Origin of the sequence: Actinomadura sp. WMMA1423 (assembly GCF_006547145.1) — a bacterium.
Taxonomy (GTDB): domain Bacteria; phylum Actinomycetota; class Actinomycetes; order Streptosporangiales; family Streptosporangiaceae; genus Spirillospora.
In genome coordinates this window covers 918,522-934,722 of sequence record NZ_CP041244.1, presented here as the reverse complement: position 1 = coordinate 934,722, position 16,201 = coordinate 918,522, and the positions used below count along the sequence as shown (strand labels likewise).

The 16,201-nt window shown below is 73.3% G+C and carries 15 protein-coding genes; 10 read left to right on the top strand and 5 right to left on the bottom strand.

Annotated elements, in window-relative coordinates:
• Positions 1 to 112 precede the first annotated feature (112 nt).
• From FKD65_RS04695 to FKD65_RS04675, 5 genes are all read left to right on the top strand, one after another.
• Complete coding sequence (locus FKD65_RS04695; protein WP_141576318.1) at positions 113 to 1,039, top strand: LysR family transcriptional regulator; 927 nt, start codon at positions 113 to 115, stop codon at positions 1,037 to 1,039.
• Between the two features lie 261 nt (positions 1,040 to 1,300).
• A complete protein-coding gene (locus tag FKD65_RS04690; protein WP_240809967.1) occupies positions 1,301 to 2,038 on the top strand; it encodes a DUF3159 domain-containing protein in 738 nt (245 codons plus the stop codon).
• Between the two features lie 146 nt (positions 2,039 to 2,184).
• The gene (locus FKD65_RS04685; RefSeq protein WP_141576317.1) at positions 2,185 to 3,354 is read left to right on the top strand and encodes an Ig-like domain-containing protein; all 1,170 of its coding nucleotides are present in this window, start codon (positions 2,185 to 2,187) and stop codon (positions 3,352 to 3,354) included.
• A gap of 195 nt (positions 3,355 to 3,549) precedes the next feature.
• Entirely contained in the window at positions 3,550 to 4,743 is a 1,194-nt protein-coding gene (locus FKD65_RS04680) for an Ig-like domain-containing protein (RefSeq protein ID WP_141576316.1), read from the top strand.
• Positions 4,744 to 4,803: 60 nt separating this feature from the next.
• Entirely contained in the window at positions 4,804 to 6,141 is a 1,338-nt protein-coding gene (locus FKD65_RS04675; RefSeq protein ID WP_240809966.1) for a glycosyltransferase family 4 protein, read from the top strand.
• Here the strand turns inward: FKD65_RS04675 and FKD65_RS04670 are convergent.
• Entirely contained in the window at positions 6,111 to 6,620 is a 510-nt protein-coding gene (locus FKD65_RS04670) for a DUF664 domain-containing protein (protein WP_141576314.1), read from the bottom strand. The genes FKD65_RS04675 and FKD65_RS04670 overlap by 31 nt on opposite strands.
• 130 nt (positions 6,621 to 6,750) lie before the next feature.
• Here FKD65_RS04670 and FKD65_RS04665 point away from each other — a divergent pair, with 130 nt between their 5' ends.
• The gene (locus tag FKD65_RS04665) at positions 6,751 to 7,821 is read left to right on the top strand and encodes a DUF3533 domain-containing protein (protein WP_141576313.1); all 1,071 of its coding nucleotides are present in this window, start codon (positions 6,751 to 6,753) and stop codon (positions 7,819 to 7,821) included.
• Here FKD65_RS04665 and FKD65_RS04660 read toward each other — a convergent pair.
• Positions 7,804 to 9,066 (bottom strand): cell wall metabolism sensor histidine kinase WalK, encoded by a 1,263-nt coding sequence (locus FKD65_RS04660; RefSeq protein WP_141576312.1) that lies wholly within the window; start codon positions 9,064 to 9,066, stop codon positions 7,804 to 7,806. The two genes, FKD65_RS04665 and FKD65_RS04660, sit on opposite strands and share 18 nt — an antisense overlap.
• Positions 9,063 to 9,719, bottom strand: a complete 657-nt coding sequence (locus FKD65_RS04655; RefSeq protein ID WP_141576311.1) for a response regulator transcription factor — start codon at positions 9,717 to 9,719, stop codon at positions 9,063 to 9,065. The genes FKD65_RS04660 and FKD65_RS04655 overlap by 4 nt, the downstream gene beginning before the upstream one ends.
• 168 nt (positions 9,720 to 9,887) lie before the next feature.
• On the opposite strand from FKD65_RS04655, the gene FKD65_RS04650 reads away from it, so the two are divergent.
• The 4 genes from FKD65_RS04650 to FKD65_RS04635 are packed head-to-tail and all read left to right on the top strand — an operon-like array spanning position 9,888 to position 13,394.
• On the top strand, positions 9,888 to 10,451 hold the full coding sequence (locus FKD65_RS04650; RefSeq protein ID WP_141576310.1) for a hypothetical protein: 564 nt from the start codon (positions 9,888 to 9,890) through the stop codon (positions 10,449 to 10,451).
• Between the two features lie 17 nt (positions 10,452 to 10,468).
• Positions 10,469 to 11,491 carry an efflux RND transporter periplasmic adaptor subunit gene (locus FKD65_RS04645; RefSeq protein WP_141576309.1) on the top strand — a complete coding sequence of 341 codons (1,023 nt, stop codon included), beginning with the start codon at positions 10,469 to 10,471 and terminating at the stop codon, positions 11,489 to 11,491.
• Positions 11,488 to 12,177, top strand: coding sequence for an ABC transporter ATP-binding protein (locus tag FKD65_RS04640; protein WP_141576308.1), 690 nt, complete (start codon positions 11,488 to 11,490; stop codon positions 12,175 to 12,177). The genes FKD65_RS04645 and FKD65_RS04640 overlap by 4 nt, the downstream gene beginning before the upstream one ends.
• Positions 12,174 to 13,394: an ABC transporter permease gene (locus FKD65_RS04635; protein ID WP_240809965.1), complete on the top strand. Its 1,221-nt coding sequence runs from the start codon at positions 12,174 to 12,176 to the stop codon at positions 13,392 to 13,394. The genes FKD65_RS04640 and FKD65_RS04635 overlap by 4 nt, the downstream gene beginning before the upstream one ends.
• A gap of 247 nt (positions 13,395 to 13,641) precedes the next feature.
• On the opposite strand, the gene xylA is transcribed toward FKD65_RS04635, so the two are convergent.
• Both xylA and xylB read right to left on the bottom strand, forming a co-directional pair.
• A complete protein-coding gene (gene xylA / locus FKD65_RS04630) occupies positions 13,642 to 14,799 on the bottom strand; it encodes a xylose isomerase (protein ID WP_141576307.1) in 1,158 nt (385 codons plus the stop codon).
• A gap of 10 nt (positions 14,800 to 14,809) precedes the next feature.
• Positions 14,810 to 16,192: a xylulokinase gene (gene xylB, locus FKD65_RS04625; protein ID WP_141576306.1), complete on the bottom strand. Its 1,383-nt coding sequence runs from the start codon at positions 16,190 to 16,192 to the stop codon at positions 14,810 to 14,812.
• Positions 16,193 to 16,201 lie beyond the last annotated feature (9 nt).

Here is a 16,201-nt window from a genome sequence, read left to right as displayed (position 1 = left end):
TGGGTGACCGTGGAATCCCCGTGTGTACGACCCGGCCGGGTTCGACTAACTCTTGCCCGCATTTAGCATCATTACAAGCGAGTCTCACCGATGGTGACCGTAAGATGGGCTGATGCTAGAAGTGCGCCGCCTGCGGTTGCTCGCCGAGTTCGCCCGCCGCGGCAGTATCGCGGCCACCGCCGCGGCCCTCGGGTACACGCCCTCGGCGGTCTCCCAGCAGCTCGCCGCCCTCGAGCGGGAGGCCCGCGTCCCGCTGCTGGACCGGACGGCCCGCAGCGCGGAGCTGACCGACGCCGGGCGCCGGCTCGCCGAGCGCGCCGAGGAGATCCTCGGCCTCGTGGAGACGGCCGAGGCGGAGCTGTCGGCCCAGGCCGGAGCCCCCATGGGCCGGGTCGTGGTCACCGCGTTCCCGACGGCGGCCGTCGCGTTCGCCCCCGCGCTCGCGCACAGCCTCGGCGACCATCCCGGGCTCACGTTCGTGCTGCGGCAGACCGCGCCCGGCGCCGGCATCCGCCAGGTGCAGAACGGAGAGGTCGACATCGCGCTGATCGACGACTGGACGGGCAAGGTGCCCGACCGGTCGCCCGCCGCGCTGGAGTTCTTCCACCTGCGCCGCGACCCCCTCGTCCTGGTCGTCCCGGACACCCACCCCATGTCCCGGCCGGACCGGCCGGTCGACCTGCAGCAGCTGCGGGAGGAGCCGTGGATGGCGGCGCCGCCGGGGGAGCCGTCGCGGCAGGCCGTCGAGCGGCTTCTCGACACCGTCGGAGGTGCCCGCCCTGTACCCTGGGAGTTCGAAGGCCTCCACACGATCCTGAGCCTCGTGGCGCGCGGCATCGGCATCACCGCGGTGCCGGCGCTGGCGCTCGCCGCCGGCGACCAGGGGGTGGCGGTCCGGCGCATCCCCGAATGCACGCTGGCCCGGGAGGTCTACGCCGTCACCCGCACCGCGAGCGTGCGCAGGCCGTCGGTGGCGGTCACGCTACGGGCGATCTACGCGGCCGCGAGAGACGTGCAGCCCACCGCGCCCGAGTCCTGAAAAGGCTTTGGGGATACCCGGAAGAAGTCCCTCGTGACGTCTGCCGAAACTCGGAAATAAGCCGAGGGAGGCAGGGTTCCGATCTGGCCGCATCCGGCCGTGACCCGCACCGCGCGGGGATCGGAGCCGAACTAAGGAGGGAAAACCGGCGCAGTACGAATCCGTCGAAATGGGACGGACGTGCGCGGATCATCACGTACGGTGGGGCGAATCGTGAGCACATCCGAGTCCATGTACACCGATCGGGGAGCGCAGCGCTCTATGGAACGACCGGCGACCATGCCCGCGGAACCGCCGGGCCTCGTGCGGGCCCCCCAGCCGCAGGACGGCGAGGGGCACGCGAGCGGCCACCACATCTTCGAACTCCCGCGGGTGACCGCCCTGCTGATGCACGCGCTCCCGCGGTTCGTCGAGGGGGTCATCGCCCCCGTCGCGGTGTTCTACGCCGCGCTCGTGCTCCTCGGCCTGAACGGCGCGCTCGTCGCCGCCGTCGCCTGGGTGTACGGCGGGATCGCCTACCGGTACCTGCGCGGGCACCCGGTCTCGGGGATGCTGATGCTCGCCGCGGTCGGCGTGACCGTCCGCGCGGGGCTCGCCGCCGCCACCCACAGCGCCGTCGTCTACTTCCTCCAGCCGACCCTGGGCACGCTCGCGGTCAGCATGGCCTTCCTCGCCTCGGTGCCGCTGCGGCGGCCGCTCGCCATGAAACTGGCCAAGGACATGGCGCCGATCCCCGACGCGTTCTACGAGCACGCCCGGGTCCACCGGTTCTTCCTGCGCATCTCGCTCCTGTGGTCGGCGGTGCTGCTCACGAACGTGGGCGTCAGCCTCTGGATGCTCTTCAACGAGTCGATCAGCATGTACCTGTGGATCCGCACCGGCATCGTCGCGGGCCTCGGCGCCATCGGCATCGCCGTCTCCGTCTGGGGCTTCAAGCGCCTCGTGCGCCGGATCAACGGCGAGCCCCTGGCCATGCCCGCGCTCGTGCCCGGCAGCTGACCGGTCCGCTGCCCCCTTTGACCCCCCTCGCCCCCGTCTGGCCAGCGAATCTTCGCTGATCTCCGAACCCGGGCCCGCTCTGAGGCGTCTCCATCCTTAGATAGATTTCACCTGCACGGGGTGAACTCATGGGGTTGGGGGAGTCAGTGGCGACAAAGGGTCGGCTGGGGCCTGTGGCGGCGGTCGGGACGGGAGCGCTCGCGCTGCTCGTGACCGGCTGCTCGATCGGTGGCGAGGGCAGTCTCGCCTCGGGCGGGTCGGACACGACCGTGACGATCACGCCGGCGAACGGGACCGCGCAGGTCAAGCCGGACGGGACGATCGAGGTCAAGGCCTCCGGTGCGAAGCTGCAGAACGTCACCGTCCAGGGCGCGGGCGCCGCCGTCACCGGCAGGTACGGCGACGGCCGCAGGACGTGGCGGTCCAGCCGGACCCTGACGCCCGGGACCACCTACACCGTCACCGCGCAGGCCGGCGGGGGCGGCAAGACCCGCACCGCCACCAGCGCCTTCACGACGCTGAAGCCCGCCGAGACGCTGTCGATCGCGGACGTCACCCCGAACCTCGGCGGGGAGAAGGTCGGCGTCGGCATGCCGATCTTCGTCCGGTTCGACCGGCCGGTGACCGACAAGGCGGCCGTGGAGCGCACCCTGCACGTCACCCCGGACAAGCCGGTCGAGGGCGCGTGGCGGTGGATCGGATCCGACCAGGTCGTCTACCGGACGAAGACGTACTGGCAGCCGCACCAGACGGTCCGCTTCCAGGCCGACCTCGCCGGGGTGAACGCGGGCGGCGGCGTCTACGGGGCCAAGGACGCCAAGGCGACCATCAGCATCGGCGCCGCGCAGATCACCACCGGCGACATCGGCGACCACCACATGACGGTGACGCGGGACGGCAAGAAGCTGCGCACCGTCCCGTTCAGCGCCGGCAACGGCGAGACGCGGGAGTTCACCACCACCAGCGGCGTCCACCTGCTGATGGAGAAGGGCAACCCGGTCACGATGACCTCCCCCGGGCGGCAGGAGGGCGACCCCGGCTACTACAAGACGGTCGTCAACTACGCGGTCCGCTTCTCCAACAGCGGCGAGTACGTGCACGCGGCGCCCTGGTCGGTCGGCTCCCAGGGGTCGGCGAACGTCAGCCACGGCTGCCTGAACGTCAGCCCGGCCAGCGCGAAGTGGTTCTACGACATCATGCAGCGCGGCGACGTCATCGACCTGAAGGGGACCGACCGCGAGGTCGAGTGGGACAACGGCTGGAGCGTGTGGCAGCTGTCGTTCGACAAGTGGCGGCAGGGAAGCGCCCTGCGTTGAGGCGGCCGCCGGGGGCCGGGAGGCACCGCCCGCCCCCGGCCGCCGTGCAACGCTTTGATCTCGGGCCCCTGCGAAAACCCTGAGACATGGCATGATCGTCGGATTTTGTCGCTAATGTCGCTGTGGTACACGGCGGGGTTCTGGAGGTCAGAGGTGCAGCGGAGGTTTTCCGCAGGAGTTCGGGCGGGCGCGGGAATGGCTGGGGCTGTGCTCCTCCTCACGACGGCCTGCAGCGGCGGAGAGAAGGACTCCGGCGTCACCGTCGGAGAGAAGGGGGACGCGAGCGTCCCCCAGGTGACGATCAACCCGGGCAACGGGAACACCAAGGCCAAACCGGAGGACGGCGTCGTCGTCACCGCCGCGGGCGGGACGCTTGAACAGGTCACGGTCACGCTCAAGGGCAAGCCGGTGGACGGCGCGATGGCCGCCGACAAGACCAGCTGGAAGTCGCGGACCCTGCGCCCCGGTGCCAGGTACCAGGTCACGGCGGTCGCCAAGAGCCCCAAGGGCAAGACGGCCACGGTCAACGCCGCGTTCGCCACGCAGAAGGCGGCGAACCAGCTGAGCATCGTCGACGTCACCCCGAGCAAGAACGAGAAGGTCGGCGTCGGCATGCCGATCCAGGTGGTCTTCAACCGGCCGGTCGGCGACAAGAAGGCCGTCGAGCAGGCCCTCGAGGTCAAGTCGACGACGCCCGCCACCGGCGCCTGGTACTGGATGAACGACACCACGGTGATCTTCCGTACGAAGAACGGCACGTGGTGGGCGCCCAACCAGAAGGTGATGCTGACGGCCAAGCTGGCCGGCGTGAAGTCGGGCAAGAAGACCTACGGAGTGTCGGACTTCACCCGCCAGTTCCGCATCGGCGACTCGCACATGATCACCGTCAGTACCAAGACGCACAAGCTCGTGGTCAAGAAGAACGGCAAGAAGATCCGCGGCTGGGGGATCAGCGCGGGCAAGGGCGGCCGCGTCGTCAACGGCGTCGACACCTACCTCACCACCAGCGGCATCCACCTGACCATGGGCAAGGAGAATCCGGCGATCATGACGTCGGAGTGGATGGGCGTCGACCCGAAGGACAAGAAGAACGGCGGCTACAAGGAGGTCATCCCGCACGCGGTGCGGATCTCCAACAGCGGCGAGTACATCCATTCGATGGCCGCCACCGTGTGGGCGCAGGGCCGCCAGAACGTCAGCCACGGCTGCCTCAACTCCCCGCCCGCCCAGGCCCGCTGGTTCTACGAGTGGTCCTACCGCGGCGACCCGGTGATCATCACCGGCACCAAGCGGAGGCTCGAGCCGCTCAACGGCTGGAGCTACTACCAGATGTCGTGGGACAGGTGGGTGAAGGGCGGCGCCCTCAACCGAACCGTGACCACCGGATGACCATGACCGTGCCCCGCCGCGGGAACGGGCCGGGCACGGTCATCGGAGATCGGGGGCACGGTGGAGGAGTCCGCGCGTCCGCTGCGGCTGCGGCGCCGCGTGCGGCGCCGGGCGCACCGCGTCCTGCGCCGCGCGGCGCTCTGGACGCTGCGCCCCCTGCTGCTGCGGCGGCGCGTCCCGCGGCCGGGTGAGCGGCTCCGCGTGCGCGTGCTGCTCCAGAACGCGCACGGGACGGGCGGGACGATCCGCACGGTGCTGAACCTGTGCGGCCACCTGGCCCGCGACCACGACGTCGAGATCGTCAGCGTGCTGAGGCGGAGCCGGAAGCCGTTCTTCCCCCTTCCCGCCGGCGCGACGGTCACCTACGCCGACGACCGCCTCGCGCCCCAGGGGCGGGTGGCCCGGGCCCTGGCCAGGTTCCCGAGCCTGCTGACACCGGCGGACGAGGCGTCGTTCCGCCACATGACCCTGTGGACGGACGTGTGCCTGCTGCGGCGCGCGCTGCCGCCGGGGGCGCCGCCCGACGTGCTGATCGGGACCAGGCCCTCGCTCAACCTGCTGGCGGCCGAGCTGGCACCGGCCGGGACCGCGACGATCGGCCAGGACCACATGCACCTCGGAGCGTACTGCCCCGCCCTCCGGAGGCAGATCCGGCGCGCGTACCGCAGGCTCACGGTCGTCACCGCGCTCACCGAGGCGGCGCGCGGCGAGTACGAGGCCGCGCTCGCGGGGTCCGCCGCGCGCGTCGTGCGCATCCCGAACGCCGCGCCCGCGCTGCCGGACCGGCCGTCCCGGCGGGAGCACAAGGTCGTCCTGGCCGCCGGACGGCTCGTCCGCACCAAGGGCTTCGACCTGCTCCTGCGCGCCTACGCGCCGATCGCCGCCGACCACCCGGACTGGAGGCTGCGCGTGTTCGGCGGCGGCCCGCGGCGCGACCGGCTCCGGTCGCTGATCGGCGACCTCGGCCTCGGCGGGCGGGTTGAGCTGCGCCCGCGCACCCCCCACCTGCACGCGGAGATGGAGCGGGCGTCGGTGTACGCCCTGTCGTCGCGCCGCGAGGGCATGCCCATGGTCGTCATCGAGGCCATGGGCATGGGCCTCGCGGTCGTGGCGTTCGACTGCCCCGTCGGGCCGGCCGAGATGATCACCCCCGGCCGCGACGGGCTGCTCGTCCCCGCCGGGGACGTGGACGCCCTGACGGCGGCGCTCCGCCGGGCGATCGCGGACCCGGGCCTGCGGGACCGGCTGGGCGAGGCGGCCCTGCGCACCGTGCGGGCCCACCACCTGGACCTCATCGGCCCCCGCTGGTCGCGGCTGATCTCCGAGATCGCCCCCGCGGCCCCGCCCGCGGGCCGGCGGGCCGGCGGTCAGGCGCCGTCGAGCAGGCCGCGGACGTAGGCCGCCTGTCCCGCGTGCTGGAGGTCGTCAGAGATCACGCTGACCAGCCGCACCGCCAGCGTGACCGGCGGATCCCACGCCCGGTCGACGACACGGGGCAGGTCGGCGTCGGTCAGCGCGGCCACGTAACGCACCGTCCTGTCGTGCACGGCGTCGTGATAGCCCGTCAGCAGGTCCGCCGAGTCCACCCGGACGGCGGCGACGTCGTCCGGGCCGTGGCCGTACCCGGTGTCGGCCGCGTCGAACGGCAGCCCGAACCGGTCGGCCCAGCCGTCCTCCGTCCATGCCTGGGCGGTGCCGGCGACCCCTGCGACGTGGTCGTCCTGGATGCGGGTGAGATGCCAGACGAGCCAAGCGATCGAGTTGGCGCCCTCGGAGGGCCGGTGGGCGAGCCGCGGCCCGCTGAGGCCCCCGACCGCCCGGTGGACGACCTGCTGGATCCGGTCGAACGCGTCCGTGAGCAGTTCAGCACTGGTCATTGGTCCGACGCTACCTTGATCGGGCCCGGGTTTCAGGTCCCGGGCCCCGCATCCGGACGCGTTGCCTCCTTCGGTGCCCGGACCGGTGTTTCCGCAGCTAGCGGGGGCGCCGAATGGGTAGACGACCGGCATGAGCACTCGCGCGCCCGGCCCGCGTCCGCCCGACCGCGGGTTCGCGGCCGAATTCCGCGACGCGGTGACGCTGCGCGGGGTCACCCTGGTCACCGGGGTCCTGCTGCTGCAGTTCGGGTTCATCCTGTCCTACATCGGCGCGTTCCACTCACCGTCGCCGCACCGCATCCCCGTCGCGGTGGTCGCGCCGCCCGGGGTGGCGGAACAGGTCGCCGGGCAGGTGAACGCGCTGGAGGGAGCGCCGCTGAAGGCCCGCACGGCCGCCGACGCGCAGCAGGCCCGCCGGGAGATCCTGCGCCGGGACATCGACGCGGCGATCATCGTGGAGCCGCGGGGAGGCACCGACACGGTGCTCGTCGCGTCGGCCGCCGGACCGGCGCTCGCGGGCACCGCCACCGACATCGCCAACCGCTTCGAGACCGCCCGCGGCCGGCAGGTCAGGGTCGTCGACATCAGGCCGCCCGACCCCGAGGACGGCCGCGGCCTGTCGTCGTTCTACCTGGTCATCGGCTGGATCGTGGGCGGGTACCTGGCGGCGGCGATCCTCGGCTTCGCGGGCGGCGCCCGGCCGGCGAACCGGCGCCGCAACGTCATCCGGCTGGGGGCGCTCGCCCTGTACGCGGTCGTCTCGGGGCTCGGCGGCGCCCTCATCGCGGGCCCGCTCCTCGGCGCGCTGCCCGGCCACTTCTTCCAGGTGTGGGGGATCGGGGCGCTCGTGGTCTTCGCCGCGGCGGCCTCCACCGCCGCGTTGCAGACGCTGTTCGGGCGGCTCGGGATCGGCCTGGCGATCCTGCTGTTCGTCGTGCTCGGCAACCCCAGCGCGGGCGGCGCCTACCCGGCCGCCCTGCTGCCCCCGTTCTGGAGCGCGATCGGCGAATGGCTGCCGACGGGCGCGGCCACGACGGCGGTCCGCAACACCGTCTACTTCTCCGGCAACGCCACGGCGCAGCCGCTGTGGGTGCTGGCAGGGTGGGCGCTCATCGGGACGGCGGTCGCCCTGACCGTGTCCGCGCTGCGACCGGAACGGCCCACCCAGGTCAAGGAGGCCGCCTCAGCCGGGGGCCGATGAGGAGGTCTCTCCGGCGGGGGCGGGCCCGGGCGCTCCGTCCGCCCTGGCGGGCAGGCGTACGGTCACGACCAGGCCGCCTTCCGGGCGCGGCGCCGCGGTCACGGTGCCGCCGTGGGCCGTCGCGGTCGCCCGGACGATCGACAGCCCGAGCCCCGAGCCCCGGTCGGAGCGCACCCGGTCGTTGCCGAGCCGCCGGAACGGCTCGAAGATCGTCTCGACCTCGTAGGCGGGGACGACGGGACCGGTGTTGGTGACGACGAGCTCCGCCCGGCCGTCCCGGCCGCGGGTGGCGACGTGCACCTCGCCGCCGTCGCGGTTGTGCCGGATCGCGTTCTCGACCAGGTTCTGCACGAGCCGTTCCACCAGCACCGGGTCGCCCGAGGTGGGGGCCGGACCGAGCAGCCGGTCGGTGGTGAGGCCGCGGGTCCGCGCCTCGAGGGCGGCCTGCCGCAGGACGTGGCTCGCGACGTCCGCCAGGTCGAGCGGCCCGGCGTCGACCAGGACGTTCTCGGTCCCGGCGAGGGTGAGCAGCCCGTCGATGAGCCGCTCGTGCCTGCCGTTGACGACCAGCAGCGACTCGCCGAGCCGCTTGACGTCGTCGGTCGCGTCCGGGCGGCGCACCGCCACGTCGACCAGCGTCCGGTTGATGGCGAGGGGGGTGCGCAGCTCGTGGGAGGCGTTCGCGACGAACCGGCGCTGCCCGTCGAACGCCCGGGCCAGCCGTCCGAGCATGGTGTCGAAGGTGTCGGCCAGTTCCTTCACGTCGTCGCGCGGCCCCTCGTAGGCGATCCGCTCGGTGAGGTCGTGGCTGCGCGCCACCCGCCGGGCCGTCTCGGTGATCGCGTGCACGGGGCGCAGCGCCCGGTCGGCGAGCAGCCAGCCGAAGCCGAGCCCGGCCGCGCCCACGAGCCCGAGCGCGATCCCGCCCTGGGTGAGCAGCGCGTTCAGCGTCTCGCGCTGATAGTCCTCGCGCCCCTTGATCAGGGCCCCCTGGACCCCTGCCACGGTGAGCTGCGTCTCCTCCCCGGGCACCGGGACCGGTCCCCGCCCCGAGGGGGCCGGGGAGAAGACGCGGTCCTGCGCGGGCTCGCCCTGCTTCTGCAGGTTGTTCTGCACGAGGATGTAGGTCAGGCCGAGCAGCACGATGCCCGCGCCGAGGAACAGGCCCGTGTACAGGATCGTCAGCCGCAGCCGGATCGTCGGCCGCAGCCGGTCGGCGAACCCCGCGGTTCTCGTGGCGGTCATTTGATCCGGTACCCCACTCCCGGGACGGTCTCGATGACCGGGGGATCGCCGAGCTTGCGGCGCAGCTTCATCAGCGTCACCCGGACGGTGTTGGTAAACGGGTCGGTGTGCTCGTCCCACACCTTCTCCAGGAGGCGCTCGGCGGACACGATCGTGCCGTCCGCGCGCAGCAGCTCGGACAGCAGCCCGAACTCCTTGCGCGCCAGGTGCACGTACCGGCCGTCGCGGTACACCTCCTGGCGGGACGGGTCGAGCCGGATCCCGGCGCGCTCCAGCGCCGGCGGCGCCGCCGGGCGGGCCCGCCGGCCGAGCGCCAGGATCCGCGCCACCAGCTCCTCGAACGCGAACGGCTTGGTGAGGTAGTCGTCGGCGCCGAGGCGCAGCCCGTCGACGCGGGCCGGCACGGTGACGGCGGCGGTGAGCATCAGCACGCGGACGAGCGCGCCGGACTCCACGACCGCGCGGCACACGTCGTCTCCGTGCACGACCGGCAGGTCCCGATCCAGGACGAGCACGTCGTAGTCGTTCACTCCGAGCCGCTCCAGCGCGGAGTCCCCGTCGTAGACCACGTCCACCGCGAGGGCCTCCGCCCGGAGCCCCTCGGCGATCGAGTCGGCGAGCATCCGCTCGTCCTCGGCGACCAGTACCCGCACCTCTGCCGTCCCCTGCCCTCGATCGACAACGCCCTGCCGCCCAAGTCTCGGGGAGGGGTCGTAACGCCGACATAACGCGATCCGGTTACGCCGGGGTTACCCGCCCGGGGCTGGACTTGCGGTCGCCGCCGGCGCTCCGTCCGGCGGAGTCGACAAGGAGACAGACCGATGCGACGACAGACGCTCGCGGTGCTGGCGCTCGCCCCGGCCCTCGCGCTCGGCACGCTTGGCTGCGGGGTCCTGGACAAGGACGCGAAGCCGGCGGGCACCGCCAAGAAGGCCGGCGACCTGGAGAAGATGCGGAAGTTCGCCCAGTGCATGCGGGACAACGGGGTGGACATGAAGGACCCGTCCGACGACGGCCGGGTGGAGATCCACTCGAGCGCCCAGCCCGGGAAGGACGGCCCGGGCGGCCCGGGCAAGGCGCCGAGGCTCAACGGAAAGGTCGAGGCGGCGCAGAAGAAGTGCGCGCACCTCATGCCGAACGGCGGCAAGCCGCCGAAGGCCAGCCCCGAGGACCTCGCCAAGATGCGCGCGTTCGCCAAGTGCATGCGGGACAACGGGATCACCGAGTTCCCCGACCCCGAACCCGACGGCGGCGTCAAGATCCAGGCGGGCGGGGGCACCGGGCTCGACCCGCAGAGCCAGACGTTCAAGAAGGCGCAGAAGGCGTGCTCGAAGTACTCGCCGAACGGCGGCGAGGGCCCCTCGGTGACGGTTGGCAGGGGCTAGTGTCCAGGAAGCGCACCATGGTGCTGAGCGCGGCCGGAGTGGTCGTGGCCGGCGGCACCGGGCTCGCCACGGTCGGTCTCGGCGGCGGCGAACCCGCCGCCGAGCACGGCTCGCCGCCGCCCGCGACGGCGTCGATCGAGCGGACGACCCTGGTCGAGACCCAGGACGTGGACGGGACGCTCGGCTACGGCAGCACCCGCACCATCTCCAGCACGGGGCACGGCACTCTCACCTGGCTGGCCGGGGAGGGGGCGGTGGTCTCCAGGGGCAGGTCGGTGTACCGGGTCGACAACAAGCCCGTACCGCTGCTCTACGGAACGCTGCCGCTGTACCGCCGCCTCGCCGAGGGAACGGAAGGCGTCGACGTCCTGCAGTTCGAGCGGAACCTGCGGGCACTCGGCTACACCGGATTCACCGTCGACAAGACCTTCGACGGCTCCACCGCCGACGCCGTGAAGCGCTGGCAGGACGACCTCGGTGTGACCGAGACCGGCCGGATCGAGCCGGGCGCCGCCGTCGTCGCGCCGGGGCGGATCAGGGTCGACGACCGCAAGGCGAGCGTCGGCGACCGCGTCGGGGGGCCGGTCCTCACCTACACGGGCACGAGCCGCGTCGTGAGCGTCGACCTGGACATCGAGTACCGGCGGCTCGTGAGGAAGGGCGGCGCGGTGGAGGTCGAGCTGCCCTCCGGCGGCACCGCCAAGGGAACGATCACCTCGGTGGGGAAGGTCGCCAAGCAGGCGCAGGACGACCAGCCGGCGACGGTCGAGATACGGATCGCGGTCGCGGGCAGGAAGGCGATCGGGTCCTACGACAAAGCGCCCGTCACGGTGCGTCTCACCGCCAACCGCCACGCCGACGTCCTCGCCGTGCCGGTCGGAGCGCTGCTCGCGCAGGGGGACGGCGGCTACGCGGTCCAGGTCGTGGATGGCACGCGGGTCCGGACGGTACCGGTCGAGACCGGCGCCTTCACCGGGGGCAAGGTGGAGATCTCCGGATCGGGGCTGTCCGAGGGGATGAAGGTCGGAGTGCCGTCGTGAGCCCGGTCGTCGAACTGCGGGAGGTCACCAAGACCTACCCGGGCGGCGTCACCGCGCTGGACGCGGTGTCGCTGACCGTCGAGGAGGGCGAGCTCGTCGCGATCGTCGGGCCGTCGGGGTCTGGGAAGTCGACGATGCTGCACCTGCTGGGCACGCTCGACCGGCCGAGCGCGGGCACGGTCCTCGTCGAGGGGACGGACGTGTCCCGGCTGCCCGACCGGCGGCTGTCGGCGCTGCGCGCCCGGCGGATCGGCTTCGTCTTCCAGCAGTTCCACCTCGCCTCGGGCGTGAGCGCGCTCGACAACGTCGCGGACGGGCTCCTGTACGGGGGCGTGCCGCTGGCGCAGCGGCGCCGCAGGGCCCGCCGCGCGCTGGAGCGCGTCGGGCTCGGGCACCGGCTCGACCACCGGCCGCACCAGCTGTCCGGCGGCGAGAAGCAGCGGGTCGCGATCGCCCGCGCCGTGGTGGGGGAGCCCGCGCTGCTGCTGGCGGACGAGCCCACCGGCGCGCTGGACTCCGCGTCCGGCGCGGGCGTGCTGGACCTGCTGCGGGAGCTGTCCGGCGCCGGCACGACGGTCGTGCTCATCACGCACGACCGGGACATCGCCGCCCTGCTGCCACGGCAGGTGCGGATGCGCGACGGCAGGATCGTCCACGACGACGCGAGGGTGGAGGCGGCACGGTGAACGGCGGCACGGTGAAGGCGGCTTCGCGCGGCGAGGGTCCGCCGCGGCTGGGGCCGGGCGATGTGCTGCGCGTCGGCGGCGCGGGCCTGCGGTCCCGGCCGATGCGGGTGTTCCTGTCCGCGCTCGGCATCGCGATCGGGATCGCCGCGATGATCGGCGTGGTCGGCATCTCGACCTCCAGCCGCGCCCAGTTGCAGGCCACCCTCGACCGGCTCGGCACCAACTTGCTCACCGTGGCGCCCGGCCGCGACTTCTTCGGCGAGGACTCGAAGCTTCCGGCGGAGTCGATCGGGATGGTGGGCCGGATGCCGGACGTGGAGTCGGCCTCGGCGACGGCGAAGCTGGCCGACACCCGCGTCTACCGGAACGACCGCATCCCGGAAGGCGAGAGCGGCGGGATCAGCGTCCTCGCGGCCCGCCTCGACCTGCCGAAGACCGTCGGCCTCACGACGGCCGCCGGCGCGTGGCTGAACGCGGGCACGGCCAGGTACCCGGCGGTGGTGCTCGGCGCGGAGGCCGCCGCCCGGCTCGGGGTGTCGACGCCGAACGTCCAGGTGTGGCTCGGCTCCCAGTGGTTCACCGTGGTCGGCGTCCTCGAACCGAACCAGCTGGCACCGGAGCTGGACTCGGCCGCGATGGTCGGCTGGGAGGCCGCGACGGCGCACCTCGCCTTCGACGGTCACCCGACCACGGTCTACACCCGGGCCCGCAAGGACGCGGTGGTGAACGTGCGGGACCGGCTGGCGGCGACCGTGAACCCCCAGGCGCCCAACGAGGTCCAGGTCAGCCGCCCCTCGGACGCGCTGTCCGCGCAGAACGCCGCCGACAGGACGTTCACCGGCCTGCTCCTCGGACTCGGCGGCGTCGCGCTGCTGGTCGGCGGTGTCGGCGTCGCCAACACGATGGTGATCTCGGTTCTGGAGCGGCGGGCCGAGATCGGGCTGCGCCGCTCGCTCGGCGCGACCCGCGGCCAGATCCGCCTGCAGTTCCTCACCGAGTCGCAGCTCCTCGCGGCACTCGGCGGGGTCGGCGGCGTGGCCCTGGGCGTCGTGGTCACAGCGGTCTTCGCGGTGGCCCAGGGCTGGCCGACGGTCGTCCCGGTGTGGGCGATGGCCGGCGGCATCCTGGCCACCCTGGTCATCGGCGGCGTAGCGGGCCTCTACCCGGCCCTGCGAGCAGCCCGCCTCGCCCCCACCGAGGCCCTGGCAACCCCGTAACCACCACGGAAGAAAGCCCAGCCCTCACGGAAGAAAGCTCAGCCCTCACGGAAGGAAGCCCACCCCCTGGCCGCGGGTCGGGCGGCCGGAAGGCGCTCTAGGCGCCTGGAGGTCGCCCGACCCGCCGAGCCGGGCGACCGCAGCGCCACCCACAAACCCGCACGGGCACAAAATCCTCAACAGTGGCGTGAGGATCGCCCGGCTCGCAACGGGGGTTCCAGGGGGTCGCCCCCCCGGGCAGACACAGCTATCTCACCCCGTACAGGTGTTCCAGGGCGAGTTGGTCGAGGTGCTCGAAGGCGGTGCGGCGGGCGCCGAGGGCGTCGGCGTCGGCGGTGGCGTCGCGGACCGAGCGCCAGTCCTCGCCGTCGGCCAGGGTGGGCTGGGCGAGTTCTTCCAGCTTGGCCTGGCGCAGGGCGTCCTGGACGTCGGGGTCGGCGCGGAACGCGCGGGCCTTCTCGCGCAGGATCAGCCAGTTGCGCATGCACGCGGCGGCCGATTCCCACACGCCCGCGTCGTCCTCGGTGCGGGGCGGCTTGAAGTCGAAGTGGATCGGGCCGTCGTAGTCGCTGCGGTCGATCAGGTCGACGACCCAGAACGCGCCGCGCGCGTTGCCGGCGCCGAACCGCAGGTCCTGGTCGTAGCGGGGGCCGTGCTGGCCGTTGAGGTCGATGTGGAACAGCTTGCCCTGCCACAGGGCCTGCGCGAGGCCGTGCGCGTAGTTCAGCCCGGCCATCTCCTCGTGCCCGACCTCGGGGTTCAGCCCGACGGTGTCGGGGCGCTCCAGGGTCTGGATGAACGCGAGCGCGTGGCCGATCGTGGGCAGCAGGATGTCGCCGCGCGGCTCGTTCGGCTTCGGCTCGATCGCGAAGCGCAGGTCGTAGCCCTGGTCGGCGACGTAGGCGCCGAGGACGTCGAACGCCTCCTTGTAGCGGTCCAGCGCGGCCTGGACGTCCTTGGCGGCCCCGGACTCGGCGCCCTCCCGCCCGCCCCAGCACACGTAGGTGCGGGCGCCCAACTCGGCGGCCAGGTCCAGGTTGTCCATGACCTTGCGGAGCGCGAACCGGCGGACCTCGCGGTCGTTGGCGGTGAAGGCGCCGTCCTTGAAGATCGGATGGCCGAACAGGTTCGTGGTGGCGGTGGTGACGACGAGGCCCGTCTCGTCGAGGGCCTTGCGGAACGCGTCGATCGCGCCCTGGCGTTCGGCGGGCGAGGCGTCGAAGTCGAACACGTCGTTGTCGTGGAAGTTCACGCCGTAGGCGCCGATCTCGGCCAGCTTGCGGACGGCGCGGTCGGCGGGCATCGGCGGCCTCGTGCCGGGGCCGAACACGTCGACGCCCTGCCAGCCGACCGTCCAGACGCCGAACGAGAAGCGGTCCTCGGGCGCGGGGGTGTAGTCGCTCATGGGTTCCTCCTCAGATCTCCGGGGCGCTGTCGCGCAGTGCCGCGTAGCGTGCGCGGACCCCGGAATCGGTGCGGTCGGCGGTGTGCTCGGTCGCGGGCGGGGCCGGCCAGGCGGGCGGTTCCGGGGTGCCGGCGAGGGCCCAGGCCGCCTGGCGGGCGGCGCCGAGCGCGACGTACTCGGCGGGCTCGGGGACGGTGACGGGCGTCCCGAAGATCGCGGGGGCGAGGGCCCGGACGGCCTCGGCGCGGGCGCCGCCCCCGATCAGCAGGACGCGGCGCGGCCGGGCGCCGTGCGCGGCGAGATGGTCGACGGCGTCGGCGAGCGAGCACAGCAGCGCCTCGACGGCGGCCCGCGCGAGGTTCTCCCGCGTCGCGTTGGACGTGGTGAGCCCCGCGAGCACGCCGGTGGCGTCCGGGCGGTCGGGGGTGCGCTCGCCGTCGAGGTAGGGGAGCAGCGTGAGGCCGCCCGCGCCCGGTTCGGCGGCGAGGGCCAGCGCGGACAGCTCGTCCAGCGAGGCCCCTGTCATCGCGGCGGCGGCCGACAGGATCCGCGCGGCGTTCAGCGTGCAGACGAGCGGGAGGAACCGGCCGGTCGCGTCGGCGAACCCGGCGACCAGCCCGGCCGGGTCGGCCGCGGGCCGGTCGGCGACCGCGAACGCCGTGCCGGAGGTGCCGATCGAGACGACCGCGTCTCCGGGCTCCAGGCCGAGCCCGAGCGCGGCGCCCATGTTGTCGCCGGTGCCGGGGGCGAGCACCGCGCCCCAGGGGGTCTCGCCGACGCGCTCGCCGGGGGCGGCGACGCGGGGCGTCGCGGCGTCGCGGCCGAGCGCGGCGCGCAGCAGGTCAGGCAGGTACGCGCCGGTCGCGGGGGACCAGTAGCCGGTGCCGGACGCGTCTCCCCGGTCGGTCACCGGTTCGGAGGCGCCGAGGCGCAGCGTCAGCCAGTCGTGCGGGAGCATGACCTGCTCGGTGCGGCGCGCGCGGTCCGGCTCGTGCTCGGCCATCCAGCGCAGCTTGGTCACCGTGAACGACGCGAGCGGCACGCTGCCGGTCCGCTCCGCCCAGGCCTTCGCGCCGCCGAGCTCCTCGACGAGGGCGCGGGCCTGCGGCGCCGAGCGCGTGTCGTTCCACAGCAGGGCGGGCCGGACCACCTCGCCCGCGCCGTCGAGCGCGACCATGCCGTGCTGCTGGGCGGCGACGGCGACCGCGTCGGCGCGTTCGAGCAGCTCGCGGACCTGCGACAGCGCGCCCCACCAGTGGTCGGGATGGCATTCGGTGCCGTCCGGATGGGGGGCGGACGCGGACGCGACCACGGCGCCGTCCTCGGCGCGGCACAGCACGGCCTTCGTCGACTGCGTCGAGGAGTCGACGCCCGCGACCAGGCTCTCGGGCATCGTCCCGCC